General features: G+C 59.7%; 16 protein-coding genes. 6 read left to right on the forward strand and 10 right to left on the reverse strand.

Translation table 11 applies throughout. From position 1 onward, the window contains the following. Positions 1 to 2: 2 nt before the first annotated feature. Complete coding sequence (locus AB8804_RS06810; RefSeq protein WP_371184482.1) at positions 3 to 1,148, forward strand: porin; 1,146 nt, start codon at positions 3 to 5, stop codon at positions 1,146 to 1,148. Positions 1,149 to 1,235: 87 nt separating this feature from the next. Here AB8804_RS06810 and mnmH read toward each other — a convergent pair whose 3' ends face one another. From mnmH to ppiB, 5 genes are all read right to left on the reverse strand, one after another. Beyond that, complete coding sequence (mnmH, locus tag AB8804_RS06815; protein ID WP_371184484.1) at positions 1,236 to 2,306, reverse strand: tRNA 2-selenouridine(34) synthase MnmH; 1,071 nt, start codon at positions 2,304 to 2,306, stop codon at positions 1,236 to 1,238. Positions 2,307 to 2,389: 83 nt separating this feature from the next. Further along, entirely contained in the window at positions 2,390 to 3,457 is a 1,068-nt protein-coding gene (gene purK, locus AB8804_RS06820; RefSeq protein ID WP_371184486.1) for a 5-(carboxyamino)imidazole ribonucleotide synthase, read from the reverse strand. Further along, positions 3,454 to 3,963: a 5-(carboxyamino)imidazole ribonucleotide mutase gene (purE, locus tag AB8804_RS06825; protein WP_371184488.1), complete on the reverse strand. Its 510-nt coding sequence runs from the start codon at positions 3,961 to 3,963 to the stop codon at positions 3,454 to 3,456. The genes purK and purE overlap by 4 nt, the downstream gene beginning before the upstream one ends. A 118-nt stretch (positions 3,964 to 4,081) precedes the next feature. Next, complete coding sequence (gene lpxH / locus AB8804_RS06830) at positions 4,082 to 4,804, reverse strand: UDP-2,3-diacylglucosamine diphosphatase (RefSeq protein ID WP_371184490.1); 723 nt, start codon at positions 4,802 to 4,804, stop codon at positions 4,082 to 4,084. Positions 4,805 to 4,807: 3 nt separating this feature from the next. Next, the gene (gene ppiB, locus AB8804_RS06835) at positions 4,808 to 5,302 is read right to left on the reverse strand and encodes a peptidylprolyl isomerase B (protein ID WP_028017583.1); all 495 of its coding nucleotides are present in this window, start codon (positions 5,300 to 5,302) and stop codon (positions 4,808 to 4,810) included. Positions 5,303 to 5,476: 174 nt separating this feature from the next. Here ppiB and cysS point away from each other — a divergent pair, with 174 nt between their 5' ends. Continuing rightward, on the forward strand, positions 5,477 to 6,862 hold the full coding sequence (cysS, locus tag AB8804_RS06840) for a cysteine--tRNA ligase (RefSeq protein ID WP_371184492.1): 1,386 nt from the start codon (positions 5,477 to 5,479) through the stop codon (positions 6,860 to 6,862). 86 nt (positions 6,863 to 6,948) lie between these two features. Here the strand turns inward: cysS and AB8804_RS06845 are convergent, their stop codons facing one another. The 5 genes from AB8804_RS06845 to folD form a co-directional block, all read right to left on the reverse strand. Next, complete coding sequence (locus AB8804_RS06845; protein WP_371184494.1) at positions 6,949 to 7,470, reverse strand: metal-dependent hydrolase; 522 nt, start codon at positions 7,468 to 7,470, stop codon at positions 6,949 to 6,951. A 73-nt stretch (positions 7,471 to 7,543) separates the two neighbouring features. Further along, positions 7,544 to 8,560 (reverse strand): Mal regulon transcriptional regulator MalI, encoded by a 1,017-nt coding sequence (gene malI, locus AB8804_RS06850; protein ID WP_371184496.1) that lies wholly within the window; start codon positions 8,558 to 8,560, stop codon positions 7,544 to 7,546. An 84-nt stretch (positions 8,561 to 8,644) separates the two neighbouring features. Continuing rightward, complete coding sequence (locus tag AB8804_RS06855; protein WP_371184498.1) at positions 8,645 to 10,144, reverse strand: PTS transporter subunit EIIC; 1,500 nt, start codon at positions 10,142 to 10,144, stop codon at positions 8,645 to 8,647. A 282-nt stretch (positions 10,145 to 10,426) separates the two neighbouring features. Beyond that, positions 10,427 to 10,639: a ribosome-associated protein YbcJ gene (ybcJ, locus tag AB8804_RS06860; RefSeq protein WP_010428256.1), complete on the reverse strand. Its 213-nt coding sequence runs from the start codon at positions 10,637 to 10,639 to the stop codon at positions 10,427 to 10,429. Position 10,640: 1 nt separating this feature from the next. Then, positions 10,641 to 11,507, reverse strand: a complete 867-nt coding sequence (folD, locus tag AB8804_RS06865) for a bifunctional methylenetetrahydrofolate dehydrogenase/methenyltetrahydrofolate cyclohydrolase FolD (RefSeq protein WP_371184500.1) — start codon at positions 11,505 to 11,507, stop codon at positions 10,641 to 10,643. A 307-nt stretch (positions 11,508 to 11,814) separates the two neighbouring features. On the opposite strand from folD, the gene fimA reads away from it, so the two are divergent. The 4 genes from fimA to AB8804_RS06885 all read left to right on the forward strand — a co-directional run bounded on the left by fimA (position 11,815) and on the right by AB8804_RS06885 (position 16,303). Next, positions 11,815 to 12,378, forward strand: a complete 564-nt coding sequence (gene fimA / locus AB8804_RS06870; protein ID WP_371184504.1) for a type 1 fimbrial major subunit FimA — start codon at positions 11,815 to 11,817, stop codon at positions 12,376 to 12,378. 67 nt (positions 12,379 to 12,445) lie between these two features. Next, positions 12,446 to 12,991 carry a type 1 fimbrial protein subunit FimI gene (gene fimI, locus AB8804_RS06875; RefSeq protein ID WP_371184625.1) on the forward strand — a complete coding sequence of 182 codons (546 nt, stop codon included), beginning with the start codon at positions 12,446 to 12,448 and terminating at the stop codon, positions 12,989 to 12,991. 43 nt (positions 12,992 to 13,034) lie between these two features. Continuing rightward, positions 13,035 to 13,727, forward strand: a complete 693-nt coding sequence (fimC, locus tag AB8804_RS06880; RefSeq protein WP_371184506.1) for a type 1 fimbria chaperone FimC — start codon at positions 13,035 to 13,037, stop codon at positions 13,725 to 13,727. A gap of 14 nt (positions 13,728 to 13,741) precedes the next feature. Next, the gene (locus AB8804_RS06885; protein WP_371184508.1) at positions 13,742 to 16,303 is read left to right on the forward strand and encodes a fimbrial biogenesis usher protein; all 2,562 of its coding nucleotides are present in this window, start codon (positions 13,742 to 13,744) and stop codon (positions 16,301 to 16,303) included. Positions 16,304 to 16,310: the final 7 nt, after the last annotated feature.

Here is a 16,310-nt window from a genome sequence, read left to right on the forward strand (position 1 = left end):
TAATGACTATAAAAACAACAGCGCTGGCAGCAGCTATTGGCGCAGCGGTGGCATTAACATCTTTCGCTTCTCAGGCGGAAATCACTGTTCTGAAACAAGATCCGCAGGCGGGTAACCCGCTGAGCCGTCTGAACTTCACCGTTGGCGGCAGCATCCGTCCACAGTTCCAGAACATGACCGGCAACGACGGTAAAAACAGCTACAAGCGTAACGGCTTCGACGGCGGCACCCGTTTCCGCTTCGCGGCAGATTACTACCTGTTTGATGACATTAGCTGGATCAGCTACTACGAGCTGGGCGTGAACATTCCTGCTCAGTTCAACTGGGATAACCACTACGCCGACGGCGCGCACGACACCAGCCGCCGCATGCTTTACACCGGCCTGAAGAGCGATACCTGGGGTACGCTGACCTTCGGCCAGCAAAACAGCGTTTACTACGACGTGGTGGGCGCAAAAACCGATATCTGGGACTACGACATGATCGGTCAGGCACCGGGTAACGGGATCAACGGCGACTACGACGGTTCCTACCGTTCACGCCAGATGCTGAAATACAAGAAAACCGTAGGCGATGCGGACATCTATGCATCCTACCTGTTTGAAGACAGCGAATACCTGCCGGGCAACGGCCTGCGCTACAAGCGTAAAGGCGGCGGCTCGCTGGGTCTGGATTACCACCTGACCACGGACCTGACCTGGGGCGCGGCGTGGAACTACACCCGCGCGGATATGCGTAACCCGCAAAACGGCGACAGCAAATCCTACGATCAGAACATCCTGGGTACGGCCCTGAGCTGGACGCCGGATAACTGGACCTTCTCCGCAGGCGGCGGCTGGTACCAGAACTTCCTGACCACCAAAAAAGTGTCTACCGATAACTACTTCGCGGGCGACGCGTGGGGTATTGAATACTTCGCAGGGTACAAATTCCCAATCGGCCAGTACGCGGTGAAATCTATCCAGCCTTACTTCATGGGCGATCGCATCGAGTACGTGAACGGTCGTAACTACCAGCGCATCGATAACGGCGTGGGTATCAGCTTCCAGCTGGACTACGGCTTCCGCGTGGATTACGAGCACGTGTTCACCTCAAGCACCGACAACTTGGGCGATATGAACCTGGTGCGTCTGCGCTACGACTTCTAAGGTCGTCAGTCCCCGGTGGCGCTGCGCTTACCGGGGCTACAAAAGCAATCGTAGGCCGGGTAAGGCGCAGCCGCCACCCGGCTTTTTTTAGCTCTTAAGCCAGTCAGCGACCTCGTCAAACGTGCCGCGATACACAATCTTCTCCGCTTTCTTTTCCAGCTGATAGCGATACATCGGATCGTAATAGTCGTTAAGCAGCGGCGCGAGCCAGCTGAAGTGCGCCTCGGTGCTGCCTGAACGCTGCTGTTCCGCCAGCGCGGCATCGAGCAGCGACGTAAACTCCGCAAAGCGCTGCAGCCCCAGGCGGCGGCGAATGGCGAACAGGCCGTGGTGCAGGTATTCTCTGTACTCTTTCCAGCCCGCTTCTTCACCGTATGCGGCGGCAAAATCGGCCCACATGTGGTCGAAATACTCTTCGCGCAGGCGCTCAAGACGAATATCAAACGGATCTTCGACGACGGCGATAGGGGCTTCAACCATGCGATCCCGCAGGCACTCCGGCAGGTGGTTAGAGCCAATCATCCGGCCTTCGTCCTCCAGCACCCAGCGCGCCGCGTCTTTTTTCAGCAGCTCAACCGCAAGATGGTTCTCGAAGCTCGCCTGAGAGAGCTGCGGCGTCAGCGTGCGGCCAAACGACGAGCCGCGGTGGTGCGCCAGCCCCTCGAGATCCACGCCCTGCGCGTGCTGCTTCACCAGCAGCGTTTTGCCGCTGCCGGTACAGCCGCCGATCAGCACCATCGGCTTTTGCACCTGCTCGGCGGTGGCCTGAATCGCCGTCTGGCGCAGGGCTTTGTACCCGCCTGTGACCAGCGGATAATCCACGCCAGCCTCCTGAAGCCAGGCCTGCGTAATGTGCGAGCGTTGCCCGCCGCGCGCGCAGCAGAGGTAGCCGCCGGGGTTGGCAAGGCAGGCCTCGCGCCAGGCGTTGATTCTTGCCTCGCGGACGTCTCCCTTTACCAGACTATGGCCGAGCGCGAGCGCCGCCTCGGGCCCCTGACGCTTGTAGCAGGTCCCCACGGCGGCGCGTTCGTCGTCGTTCATTAAGGGCAGGTTGACCGCGGCGGGCATCGCGCCCTGGGCAAATTCGATCGGCGCGCGAACGTCGATTAAAGGGGCATCGGACGCGAGGATCGCGCGATAGTCCGTTCCATCGTTCATGGTTATTCCAGAAGAAAACTGAGCAGCAATGGGCGGGATTGTACGCCGGGGAAGGGGAAGGTCAACTCCCCGGCGGGGGATACTTACTTCAGTTTTGACTGCGCCCAGACAATGCCGCTGGCATATTCAGGTGGCAGCAGAGGAACTATCGCTTCCAGCGTGGCGCTGAGGCGCTCGGTATCGGCGTCGTTCAGGTTCAGGTGGCCGACCTTGCGGCCCGGGCGCACCTCTTTATCGTACCAGTGCAGATGCACCAGCGGCAGCTTCAGCCAGTCGTCGTTCAGATCGGTGCCGATCAGGTTGATCATCACCGACGGGCTGTTCATCACCGGCTGCGGCATCGGCAGGCCGGTAATGGCGCGCAGGTGCAGCTCAAACTGGCTGATAGACGCGCCGTTTTGCGTCCAGTGCCCGCTGTTGTGCACGCGCGGCGCCAGCTCGTTGATCAGCAGCCCGGACGGGGTGACGAAGCACTCCATCGCCATCACGCCCACGTAGCCCAGCTCGTGCATGATGGCCGAGAGCATCTCTTCCGCCTGCGCCTGCTGGGCGGCATTGGCCTGCGGGAAGGCCACGCTGGTGCGCAGAATGCCGTCCTGATGCAGGTTGTGGGTCAGCGGGTAGAATACGGTGCTGCCGTCGTTTGCGCGCGCGCCCACCAGCGACACTTCGCCGCTAAAGTTGATGCCCTGCTCAACGATGCACTCGCCGTAGCACTCTTCCGGCAGCTCGGCGGTTTCATCGGCGCGCAGCCGCCACTGGCCGCGGCCGTCGTAGCCGCCTACGCGGCGCTTAACGATCGCCAGATCGCCGAGCATGGCGAAGACGTCGTTCCACTCGCTTTTATCCGAAAGCAATTGCCACGGCGCGGTGGCAAGCCCGAGCCTGTCGAACAGCTGCTTTTGCGTCAGGCGGTCGGCAATGATAGGGAAGACGTCGCGGTTCACGAAGGCGTTATGGCGCGCCAGCTCGCGGGTCAGGGCGGTCTCCGGCCAGCGCTCAATCTCGGCGGTGATCACGCTCTGGTGAAAGGGAACGGCTTCCGGTTCGGCGTCCAGCCCGACGGGCCAGACGGCGATGCCCAGCGGCTCGCCGGCCTGGCGCAGCATGCGGCCCAGCTGGCCGTTACCCAGTACGCAGACCTGCCTCATGCCGCACCCCGCGGGTCCGGATTGTCCAGCACCTCATCGGTCTGGGCTTGACGCCAGTCCGCCAGGCGCTGGCGCAGATCTTTGTCGTGGGTTGCCAAAATCTGCGCGGCCAGAAGGGCGGCGTTGGCCGCGCCCGCTTTGCCGATCGCAAGCGTGCCGACCGGAATACCGCGCGGCATCTGCACGATGGAGTAAAGGCTATCGACGCCGCTCAGCGCGGCGCTTTGGACCGGCACGCCGAGCACCGGCACCAGGGTTTTCGCGGCAATCATGCCCGGCAGATGTGCTGCGCCGCCCGCACCGGCAATAATCACCTCGTAGCCGTTCTCTTCGGCACCTTCGGCGAAGCTGAACAGCCTGTCGGGAGTGCGGTGTGCGGAGACCACTTCAACATGGTGCGGAACGTTCAGGATGTCAAAGATTTCGGCGGCAAACTGCATGGTGGCCCAGTCGCTTTTGGACCCCATCACGATGGCGACACGCGCCGGATTATTGCGGGAAGACATGCGTCTTAAAACTCCTGTGGTGCGAAACACACTGCTTTCGAGGGCACAGAGAATAGCATGGAATATCGGCAAGGAAAACGGTTGCGCGGCTAAAGACGCCGCAAAGTCGTGCGGATAATTAGAACGGGAAAGCGATAAGTTCGACGCCGTCAGGCGTGACTTTCACCATCGATCCTTCGCTGTGCCAGGCGCCTAATACCACGCGATGCGCGGGTTCGCCGTTTGCGATCAGTTCGTGGACGTCCGGACGATGGGTGTGGCCGTGGATCAGCCACTGGACGCGGTGCTTTTCCATTACGCCAATCACCGCCTGCGGGTTAACGTCCATGATGGTCACGGATTTGCTGCTGTTGGCGGCCTTGCTGCCCGCGCGCATTCTGGCGGCGATGCGGCGGCGGATAAACAGCGGCAGGGCGAGGAACAGCTTTTGGATCCACGGGGTGTGGACCTTCGCGCGAAACGCCTGATAGCCCGCGTCATCCGTGCACAGCGTGTCGCCGTGCATGATCAGAACCTTGCGGCCGTAGAGATCGAGAACCTGCTCTTCCGGCAGCAGCGTCATGCCGCTTTCGCGCGCGAAGCGCCTGCCGATCAGGAAATCGCGGTTGCCGTGAATGAAGTAGCAGGGGACGCCGGAATCAACCAGCGCCTTAATGGCCGCAGCCATGTCGCGGTGCAGCGGGTTAGGGTCGTCGTCGCCAATCCAGGCTTCAAACAGGTCGCCCAGAATGTACAGCGCGTCGGCGCTTTTCGCTGCACCACGTAAAAAACGCAGAAAACCGGCGGTAATCGCCGGTTCTTCCGTTTGCAGGTGCAAATCTGCAATAAAGAGTGTCGCCACGAATTACTCGCTGACGGTCACGCTTGTAATCACAACGTCTTCTTTTGGAACGTCCTGATGCATGCCGCTGCGGCCGGTGGAGACGGCTTTGATCTTGTCAACCACGTCCATACCTTCAACCACTTCTGCGAACACGCAGTAGCCCCAGCCCTGCAGGCTTTCGCCGGAGAAGTTCAGGAAGTCGTTGTCGGCCACGTTGATGAAGAACTGCGCGGTCGCAGAGTGTGGCGCCTGAGTACGGGCCATTGCCAGCGTGCCGCGGGTGTTTTTCAGGCCGTTGTTCGCTTCGTTTTTGATCGCTTCTTTGGTTTCTTTCTGGTGCATGCCTGGTTCAAAACCGCCGCCCTGGATCATAAAGCCGTTGATCACGCGGTGGAAAATCGTGTTGTTGTAGAAACCTTCGCGGCAGTAGTCCAGGAAGTTTTTAACTGTTTCAGGCGCTTTGTCATCAAAGGTTTTGATTACGATATCGCCATGATTAGTGTGGAAAGTGACCATTTTTTCATCCTGTTCCGTTATTGTGGTGCGTCGACCCGCGTTCGGGTCACATATAGGGGCTTGTTATAGCATAACCACAGGACGCGATCACCTTGCATTGTGTGCTGCTTCGGCGATGAATAATGGGTATGATAGAAAAGTTACTATCCACACACGTCTCACATGGAATCTTCGATGTTAAAAATCTTTAATACAATGACGCGCCAAAAAGAGGAATTTAAGCCTATCCATGCCGGGGAAGTCGGCATGTACGTGTGTGGAATCACGGTTTACGATCTCTGTCATATCGGCCATGGCCGTACCTTTGTCTCCTTCGACGTGGTGTCGCGCTACCTGCGTTTTCTGGGCTATACCCTGAAGTACGTGCGCAACATCACCGATATCGATGACAAAATCATCAAGCGCGCGAACGAAAACGGCGAAAGCTTTGTGGCGCTGGTCGATCGCATGATCGTCGAGATGCACAAGGACTTTGACGCCCTGAACATTCTGCGCCCGGACAGCGAGCCGCGCGCGACGCACCACATCCACGAAATTATCGAGATCACCGAAAAGCTGATCGAACGCGGCCACGCCTACGTGGCGGAAAACGGCGACGTGATGTTCTCCGTACCAACGGACCCGACCTACGGCTCGCTCTCCCGTCAGGATCTGGAGCAGCTCCAGGCCGGCGCGCGCGTGGACGTGGTCGACGTGAAGCGTAACCCGATGGACTTCGTGCTGTGGAAGATGTCGAAAGCGGGTGAGCCGAGCTGGCCGTCTCCGTGGGGCGAAGGGCGTCCGGGCTGGCACATTGAATGTTCGGCGATGAACTGTAAGCAGCTGGGCAAGCACTTCGACATTCACGGCGGCGGTTCGGACCTGATGTTCCCGCACCACGAAAACGAAATCGCCCAGTCCACCTGCGCCCACGGCGGCGAATACGTGAACTACTGGATGCACTCCGGGATGGTGATGGTGGACCGCGAGAAGATGTCAAAATCGCTGGGCAACTTCTTCACCGTGCGCGACGTGCTGAAGTATTACGACGCGGAAACCGTGCGCTACTTCCTGATGTCCGGCCACTATCGCAGCCAGCTGAACTACAGCGAAGAGAACCTCAAGCAGGCGCGCTCGGCGCTGGAGCGCCTGTACACCGCGCTGCGCGGCACCGACAAATCCGCTGCGCCTGCGGGCGGCGAGGCGTTCGAAGCGCGCTTTATTGAGGTGATGAACGATGACTTCAACACCCCGGAAGCCTACTCCGTGCTGTTCGACATGGCGCGCGAGGTGAACCGCCTGAAGTCAGAAGATATGGCCGCGGCCAACGCGCTGGCGTCGCATCTGCGCAAGCTCTCTTCCGTACTCGGCCTGCTGGAACAGGAGCCGGAGGCGTTCCTGCAGGGCGGCGCGCAGGCGGACGACGGCGAAGTGGCGGAGATTGAGGCGTTGATCAAGGCGCGTCTGGAAGCGCGTCAGGCGAAAGACTGGGCGGCAGCGGATGCGGCGCGTAACCGTCTGACCGAGATGGGCATCATTCTGGAAGACGGCCCGCAGGGAACGACCTGGCGCCGTAAGTAAGTCCTTAGTGCCCGGTGGCGCTGACGCTTACCGGGCCTACGGGTAAAAGTAGGCCGGGTAAGGCGCAGCCGCCACCCGGCTTTTTTTTACCTTCTTTTCCACCACAGCAACCCCATCAGCACTACCCCCGGCAGCCACACCCACTGCAGTTCCGAGATAATTACCTGATGCCCGTACGGCGTAGCGTAGCGCGACAGCGCAAACGGCGCGACCTTGATCACCTGCCACGGCGCGAAGAACCGTTCATCCGACCACGGCCACAGCCAGCCGACGCCTTTCCCCCCCGTGGTGATCGAATCCAGCAGGCTGTGCGACAGCAGCGAGACGGTTAAAAACAGCCAGCACCGCGTCAGGCTGGCCCTGAACCATCGTCGGCCAATCAGCACGCAGAGTATCGGCACCGCAAAGGCGAACAGCAGGGAGTGGGTAAAACCGCGATGGCCGAAAATATTTCCGTAGGCGACGCCGAATTTAAACGCCAGCACGTCGGCGTCCGGCAGCATCGCGAGCATGACGCCGGCAAACAGCAGGCGGGGAGGGATGACTTTAGTTCCCAGGCCTAAGCCCAGGCAAAGAGGTACAGCGGCGTGAGTGATAACGGTAGGCATCGCAATTATTCCCGGCAAATCATGGAAATATAGCAGCGAATTCGCCCCATCAAACCTGCGCCAAATTCTGAATTTACGCCGACTCGCGCGCGATAAGCTGCCCGGAAAGGGTAATGCGCTGGGTTTGCAGCTCCGGCTCCCTGAGCCTGCGGATCATCAGCCCGGCGGCCTGACGCCCGGTCTCTTCGCTGGCGGAAGAGACGTAGGTGAACGACGGCGAGGTCAGGTTGACGTGCAGCATGTCCTCAAAGCCCACCAGCGCCACTTGCTGGGTTAAAAACACGTCTTTCCCCACGGTGCGCCCCACCTGTTGAATGCCCGAAAGGGACCCAATTATCGCGTCCGGCGAATGGCAGAGCAGGGCGGTGATGGTATTGTTCTTTTCCAGCAGCTGGCGGGTGGCGAAACCGGCGGCCATCGTGTCGTCGCTGCAGGCGGGGGAGTAGTCGTCGCGCCAGACCAGACCGTTTTGCGTCATCGCGCTGCGAAAGCCGAGCAGGCGCTGCTCGCGGATCAGGCAGCCTTCGCGCCCGCCGATGTAGGCGATGTTGCGGTGCCCGCGTTCGATCAGGTAGCGCGCGGCCAGGTTTGCCGCCTGGCGGTTGTCGCGCATCACCAGGTTACATTTTTCATCAAGCAGCGATTGCGAAACCGCCACCAGCGGCAGCGGACACTGGCGGATCTGCTCCGGCAGCGCGGAGGTGCGGGTATCGGAGGCCAGATAGATCACACCCGCCACGCCCTGCTGCTTGAAGGAGAGCAGGCAGCGTTCGAGATGTTCGCCGTCGTTCAGCGGCTGGCCGAGGAACACCATGTACCCCTGTTTTTCCAGCTCCTGAACGATGCTCGCCATCACCTTAATGGAAAAGCTGTCGCTAAAATCACGCAGGATCAGGCCGATCAGGTTGGAGGTGTTGGCGCGAAGGTTTGCGGCGGCCACGTTGTGCACGTAGCCCAGCGTCGTGATGGCATCATTGACCTTTCCGATGGTGGCCTCAGAAATTTTCCCTTTCTGGCGCAGCACCAGCGAGACGGTAGAAACCGACACGCCCGCGTGCTTTGCCACATCAATGATGCTGACTTTCTTCAAAACCGCTCCCTGAAATTCACTGATTATCAGCCAGATAAGACAACGTCTCCCAGCGTACAGGAGACGTATCCTCCCGGCATCTTATTATTTGCCGATCATCGTGGACATGGTCTGGGCGATAAACTGTGCTCTGGCACCAAAAATCACCTGAATGCCGGTATCGCCGACGAAGACCACGCCGCGCGCGCCGAGCCCGTTCAGGCCGTCTTTGTCTACCGCATCGCTCTTCGCCACTTCCAGACGCAGGCGGGTGATGCAGGAGCCAACGGAGTCGATGTTCTGCGCGCCGCCCAGCAGGCCGATGATCTCGGTGGCGATTTCAGTATCGGTTTTATCGTCGGCGCTGGCGGTCACTTCGGTACGCCCCGGCGTTTTCACGTCGAAGCGACGGATCACGAAGCGGAAGGTGAAGTAGTAAATCAGCGCCATCGGAATGCCGATAATCACGGCGTTCAGGAAGTTGGTCTGATAGCCGTTGAACGACGGCAGGATGCCGAACGACAGGTAGTCGATAAAGCCCGCGGAGAAGGACTTGGCGATATGCGCATGCATCAGGTACATGGTCATGTAGGCCAGGCCCGCCATCACGGCGTTAAAGACGTAAAGGATGGGCGCCACGAAGATAAAGGTGAACTCGACCGGCTCGGTGATCCCCGTCAGGAAGCAGGTAAGCGCGGCGGAGAACAGGATCCCGGCAGCGATCTTTTTATTCTTCGTGTGGGCTTCGTGATACATCGCCAGGCACGCGGCGGGCAGCGCGAACAGCATCAGCGGGAACTCGCCCTGCATGAACTTGCCGGCGTTCTGGTAGGAGTCGCTGCTGAAGGACTTCACGCCTTCTTCCAGCATCTTGAACCAGATGGTCTGGTCGCCGTGGATCACCTGGCCCGCCTGCGTGGTGTAGTCGCCAAACGAATACCAGAACGACGGATACCAGATGTGGTGCAGGCCGAGCGGGATCAGCGCGCGCTCCACCAGCCCGAAGATAAAGGTTGAGGCCGCCTGGTTATCGCCGTTGACGACAACGGAGAGCGCGTCAATGCCGGACTGAATGTGCTGCCAGACGTACGGCAGCAGCAGCCCGAGCAGGAACGACAGAAACGCCGTCGCAATCGCCACAAAGCGCTTGCCGGAGAAGAAGCCGAGGAACTCGGGCAGCTGCATGGTGTGGAAGCGGTTATAGCACCAGGCCGCGAGAATACCGCAGATCAGGCCGCCGAAGACGCCCATCTGCAGCGTCGGGATGCCGACGACCATCGCGTATTTCCCGCCCTGGGACGCCATCTCCGGCGTGATGCTGAGCACGGTGCTGATGGTAATGTTGGTTACGAACACCGACACCGCCGCGGAGAGCGCCGCAATGCCGGATTCCGACGCCAGACCGACGGCGGAGCCGATGGCAAACAGCATCGGCAGGTTATCAAAAATAACCCCGCCCGCGTTCATCATCAGCGGCAGGTGGAACTTATCGCCGAAGGCCAGCAGCAGCCCCGCGGCGGGAAGCAGTGAAATTGGCAGCATTAGGGCGCGACCAATCATCGATAACTTAGACAGCGATTTAACAAACCCTGATATCAGACTCATGCTGATTTCCCCCGAGTAGCGCTTTTTTAGGCGCTGTTATTGTAAGTAGAACGTTTTAGTAGAACGTTCTACTTATCGTGAGGAAAGCCTGAAATTCGCGCAACAACATTTTCACCTTTCATCAGATGAAATAGTGATTATTTGAAGTTGATCGATAATTAACCTGAATGGATGTGGGGGATTGGCAGGGTATTGCCGGGTGGCGGCTTCGCCTTACCCGGCCTACAAACGGCGTTCGGACTGTTCCCTCTCCCTTTTGGGGAGAGGGTTAGGGTGAGGGGATCAGGCCGTAACCGTCACGCTCTGGCCTTCAAAGCTCACGGTCTGGCCCGCGACGATTTTGCAGCGCTTGCGGGTTTCCACCGCGCCGTCGACCTTAACCCGCCCGTCGGCAATGACGATTTTCGCCTGCGCGCCGCTTTCACTCCAGCCTTCCAGCTTAAGCAGATCGCACAGCTCTACGTGCGGGTGTTTACCTAATGAAAATGTTGCCATCTTACGCGTCCTCTACGTCGTGATACTCCTCGCAGGCCTGCAAGGTATTCTGAATTAATGTGGCTACGGTCATCGGGCCTACGCCGCCCGGCACCGGGGTAATGTATGACGCGCGCGCGGCGGCATCGTCGAACACCACGTCGCCGACCACTTTGCCGCTTTCCAGACGGTTAATGCCGACGTCCACGACAATCGCGCCTTCTTTAATCCACTCGCCCGGAATAAAGCCCGGCTTGCCGACCGCGACGATCAGCAGATCGGCGTTTTCGACGTGGTGGCGCAGGTTTTTGGTGAAGCGGTGGGTCACGGTGGTGGTGCAGCCGGCCAGCAGCAGCTCCATGCTCATCGGACGCCCGACAATGTTTGATGCGCCGATCACCACGGCGTTCAGGCCGTAGGTATCGATGTTGTAACGCTCAAGCAGGGTAACGATGCCGCGCGGGGTGCACGGACGCAGGCGCGGCGCGCGCTGGCACAGGCGGCCCACGTTATACGGATGGAACCCGTCTACGTCTTTATCCGGCGCGATGCGCTCGAGCACCTTCACGTTGTCGATGCCCGCGGGCAGCGGCAGCTGAACCAAAATCCCGTCGATCGCTTTATCGGCGTTCAGGGTGTCGATCAGCTCAAGCAGTTCTGCCTCGCTGGTGGTTTCAGGCAGATCGTAAGAGCGGGAGACGAAGCCCACTTCCTCGCACGCTTTACGCTTGCTGCCGACATAGATCTGCGAAGCGGGGTTGCTGCCAACCAGCACAACCGCCAGCCCCGGGGCGCGTTTTCCGGCGGCTGTTCGCGCCTTCACTTTTTCCGCGACCTCAGAGCGCACCTGCTGCGCAATCGTTTTACCGTCAATAATTTTTGCTGCCATCAGAGAGAGGATTCCGTCTGTAACGTTTGAAAGGGGGGATGGCTATATTTTGTCAGAAGCGAGCGCCGCTGTCAGTCATCCTTTGCGAGATTTCGGCGGTTGACGGTAAACCCCGGTGATTACAGGGCCAATTTCCGAGGCCGGATTAGGATGTGTCCTGGTGGAATCGCAGCGTTTTGACATATTTAAATATCACTTCCTGAGCTACTTTATCTCCTCCGAAATAAGCCTTCAATTGCACAATTGAATGTATTTCAATATTCCCGACGAGCACGGGAAGGGTTATTTATATTTTAAAGGAATAGACATGAAACTCAGCAACATTGCTACGACTGTTATTGCAACTTTGGCCCTGGTCGCGGGCGCCGCTCACGCAGAAGATCCAAAAACGCCGGTTTCCGTTAATGGCGGTACCGTGCATTTTAAAGGTGAATTAGTGAATGCCGCATGTTCAGTAAATACTGAATCTTCCGAGCAGACCGTTAACCTGGGTCAATATCGCACGGCGAAATTCACTAAAGTGGGCGACACCACGTCGAATATTCCCTTCAACATCGTGCTGAACGATTGCGATCCTACCGTTGCAACGACCGCTTCCGTAGCGTTCACCGGTCAAATCGACGCAACCGATAAGACCCTGCTGGCGGTCACCTCCGGCAGCAACGACAACACCGCGAAAGGCGTAGGTATCGAGATCCTCGACAGCAAATCCACCACGCTGACGCCGGACGGCGCGACCTTCTCCGCGGCGAAAACGCTGATCCAGGGCACCAACACCCTGAGCTTCACCGCGCGTTACAAAGCGACCGCTGCGACCACGTCACCGGGTCTGGCAAACGCCGACGCGACCTTCGTGATGAAGTACGAGTAAGACCTTCTTTACAGGGATGTTTCGGCCTCAGGGATGAGGCCCGTCATACGCTAACGCTGAGAATATGATGATAAGGATCGGAACACTGCTGCTGTTAACGCTGGCGATGGTTCATCAGGCAGTCGCGCACACCGTGGTCATAGACGGCGGGAAGGTGTACCTCCGCGGGGAGTTAGTCAACGGCGGCTGCGCGGTAGCGCCTGACAGCGAGAATATGCGCATTGACATGGGGCAATATCGCACCAACTCCTTTTCCGGCGTGGGCAGCTTTTCTACGGTCAACGTGCCGTTCACCGTGCGCTTGCTCGACTGCAGCGTGGACGTCTCTCGCACCGTGGGCATTCAGTTTCAGGGCGTTACGCCGACGGAAGATCCTCAGGTCTTTCTGGCGACATCGCGGCCCGGTGAAACGCCCGTCAGCAGCGGCGTAGGGCTGGCGCTATTTGACGAACAGCAGCGCCAGATTGTTCCCAACGCGGCCGCCGTCAGCTTCTTGCCCATCGACACCAGCGAGCTGGCCTTTCATTTTAGCGCCCGCTATCGCGCTATTTCCGAACACCTCGTGCCAGGCCGTATTCAGTCAGACGTCTGGTTTACGTTGATTTATCCATAACGCCTTCTACGCCTGCGAACACATTAATAAAGGTATTGTTGTGATGAACACCCTAATTAAACCAGGACTGATTTTTTCTTTTATTTTGATGATGATTTCCACCTGCGCAAATGCATCGGGTGGAATTGCGCTGGGGGCCACGCGCGTTATTTATCCGGCAGACGCCAAGCAAACGTCGCTGGCCATCACCAACAGCAATAAAAAAGAGCGTTATTTAATTAACGCGTGGATTGAAAATGCGAGCGGGCAAAAAGAAAAAACCTTTGCCGTCACGCCGCCGCTGTTCGTCAGCGAGCCGGACAGCGAGAACACGCTGCGCATCATTTATGCCGGTCCGGCCCTGCCCGCCGATCGCGAATCGCTGTTCTTTATGAACGTGAAGGCCATCCCGTCCGTGAGCAAAGCCGCCCAGGACGGCAATAACGTCCTGCAGCTGGCGATTCTGTCGCGCATTAAGCTGTTTGTGCGCCCGAACAACCTGGCGATGCAGCCGGAAGAGGCGCTGTCGCACCTGCGCTTTGAGCGCGCGGGCAACCATCTTAAGGTCAGCAACGCGTCACCGTACTACGTCACGCTGGTTAACCTGAAGATGGGCGGCCAGACGCTGGAAAATCTGATGGTGGCGCCGAAAAGCAGCGCGCAGCAGGTGATTCCTGCCGGTGCGGGCGGCGCGCTCTCGTGGCAGAGCGTGAATGATTACGGTGCCATTACCCCGGCGCGCAGCGTCAATCTGTGAGCAGAGTCAGGGCGATGACAAATCACCAATGGCGATACTGCCCGGTTGCGCTGGCGCTGATGAGCACGCTCTGGCCGCAGGCCGGCTGGGGCGAAAGCTACTTTAACCCGGCGTTTCTCTCCGACGACACCGCGAACGTGGCGGATTTGTCGCGTTTTGAACAGGGGCACCAGCAGGCGCCGGGCGTCTATCGCGTCGATATCTGGCGTAACGATGAGTTTATCGGAACGCAGGACGTGCGTTTTGAACAGGCTGACAACACCCCGCCCGTGGCGGGCGGGCTGGCGGCCTGCGTGACGCGCGCGATGCTCGACCGGTTCGGCGTGAACATTGCCGCCTTCCCCGAGCTGGCAAACCTTCAGGGCGACGCCTGCGTGCCGCTGGAAACCGCCATTCCCGGCAGTGAAATGGCGTTCAACTTCGCCTCCCAGCGCCTTAACGTCAGCCTGCCGCAGGTAGCGATGGCCAACAGCGCGCGCGGCTACATTCCGCCCGATCAGTGGGACGAGGGGATCCCCGCCGCGCTGCTGAACTACAGCTTTTCCGGCAACCGGGGAAGCAATGACGACAGCTACTACCTCAACCTGCAAAGCGGGCTGAACTACGGGCCGTGGCGGCTGCGCAACAACGGGGCCTGGCGCTACTCCCAGAGCAGCGGCGAACGGCACAGCAGCTGGGAAAACATCGGCACCTGGGCGCAGCGCACCGTTATTCCGCTCAAAAGCGAGCTGGTGCTCGGCGACAGCAACACCGGCAACGACGTCTTTGACAGCGTCGGCTTTCGCGGCGGTCGGCTTTACTCTTCCGACAGCATGTATCCCGACAGCCTGCAGGGCTACGCCCCCACCGTGCGCGGGATTGCCCGCACCCCGGCAAAAGTGGTTATCCGTCAGAACGGCTACGTCATCTATCAGAGCTACGTTCAGGCCGGGGCGTTTGCCATTACGGACCTGAACCCGACGTCATCGAGCGGTGACCTTGAGGTGACGGTTGAGGAAAAGGACGGCAGCAACCAGCGCTACACCGTACCGTACTCCACCGTTCCTCTGCTCCAGCGTGAAGGACGCTGGAAATACGACCTGGTGGCGGGGGACTACCGCAGCGGCAACGGCGAGCAGGATACGCCGTTCTTCTCGCAGGGCACGCTGATTGCGGGCCTCGCCAACGGCTATACGCTGTACGGCGGCACGCAGCTTGCCTCGCGCTATACCGCGATGGCCGTCGGCGCCGGGAAAAACCTGGGCGACTGGGGGGCGGTATCACTGGATATCACCCACGCGCGCAGCCAGCTGGCGGACGACAGCCGCCACGAGGGGCAGTCTCTGCGCTTCCTGTACGCAAAATCGCTGAACGGATTTGGCACTAACTTCCAGCTTCTCGGCTATCGCTACTCCACGAAGGGGTTTTACACCCTGGATGACGTTGCCTGGCGCACCATGGAAGGCTATCAGTACGGCGACGGCAAGGACAACGACGGCGTCCCGGACGTGCAGAGCTACCACAACCTGACGTGGAACAAGAAGGGGCGCTTCCAGCTGAATATCTCCCAGTCGCTGGGGGATTACGGTTCGCTCTACGTTTCCGGCAGCGAGCAGACCTACTGGGGAACGGATCAGACCAACGTCTGGTATCAGCTGGGCTACGCGGGCGGCCTGAAAGGGGTGAGCTACTCCGTCTCGTGGTCCTGGAACAAGGCCGTGGGCATCGACGGGACGGATCGCATTGCGTCGTTCAACGTCTCCGTGCCGCTCAGCCTCTTTACCGGCCACGGCTATCGCCGCGATAACGCCATCGACAGGGCTTACGCCACGGCGTCGGCCAGCCGCAACAGCAGCGGCGACAGCAGCTGGCAGACCGGGGTCAGCGGCACGCTGCTTGAGGATCGTAACCTCAACTACAGCGTCACGCAGGGGCACGCCAGCAATAACGGTGCGAGCGGCAGCGCCAGCGCCAACTGGCAGGCGACCTACGGCACGCTGGGCGTCGGGTATAACTACGCGCGCGACCAGCACGACCTCAACTGGCAGGCTTCCGGTGGCGTGGTTGGGCATGCGGACGGCGTGACCTTCAGCCAGCCGCTTGGCGACACCAACGTCCTGATCAAAGCCCCGGGCGCGACGGGCGTGAGCGTCGAGAACCAGACCGGCGTGAAAACGGACTGGCGCGGCTACGCGGTAATGCCTTACGCCACCGTGTACCGTTACAACCGCGTCGCGCTGGACGTCAACTCAATGAACAACAACACTGACGTTGAGAATAACGTCTCGAGCGTCGTCCCGACCAGCGGCGCGCTGGTTCGCGCCAGCTTTGACACCCGCATCGGCGTTCGCGCGCTGATGACGGTCAAGCGCGGCGGCCACCCCGTGCCGTTTGGCGCCGTGGTGCGTGAAACGCGCAGCGGCGTGACCAGCATGGTGGGCGATGACGGGCAGATTTACCTGAGCGGCCTGCCGCTCACGGGGCAGCTGCTGATTCAATGGGGCAACGGCGCAAGCATGCAGTGCCGGGCGTCCTACAGCCTGCCGGAAGAGAGCCTGAAGCAGGCGATCGCGCAACAGGAGATTACATGTGATTAATCATCAA

The organism is Enterobacter sp. KBR-315C3_2022 (genome assembly GCF_041399425.1).
Lineage (GTDB): Bacteria > Pseudomonadota > Gammaproteobacteria > Enterobacterales > Enterobacteriaceae > Enterobacter.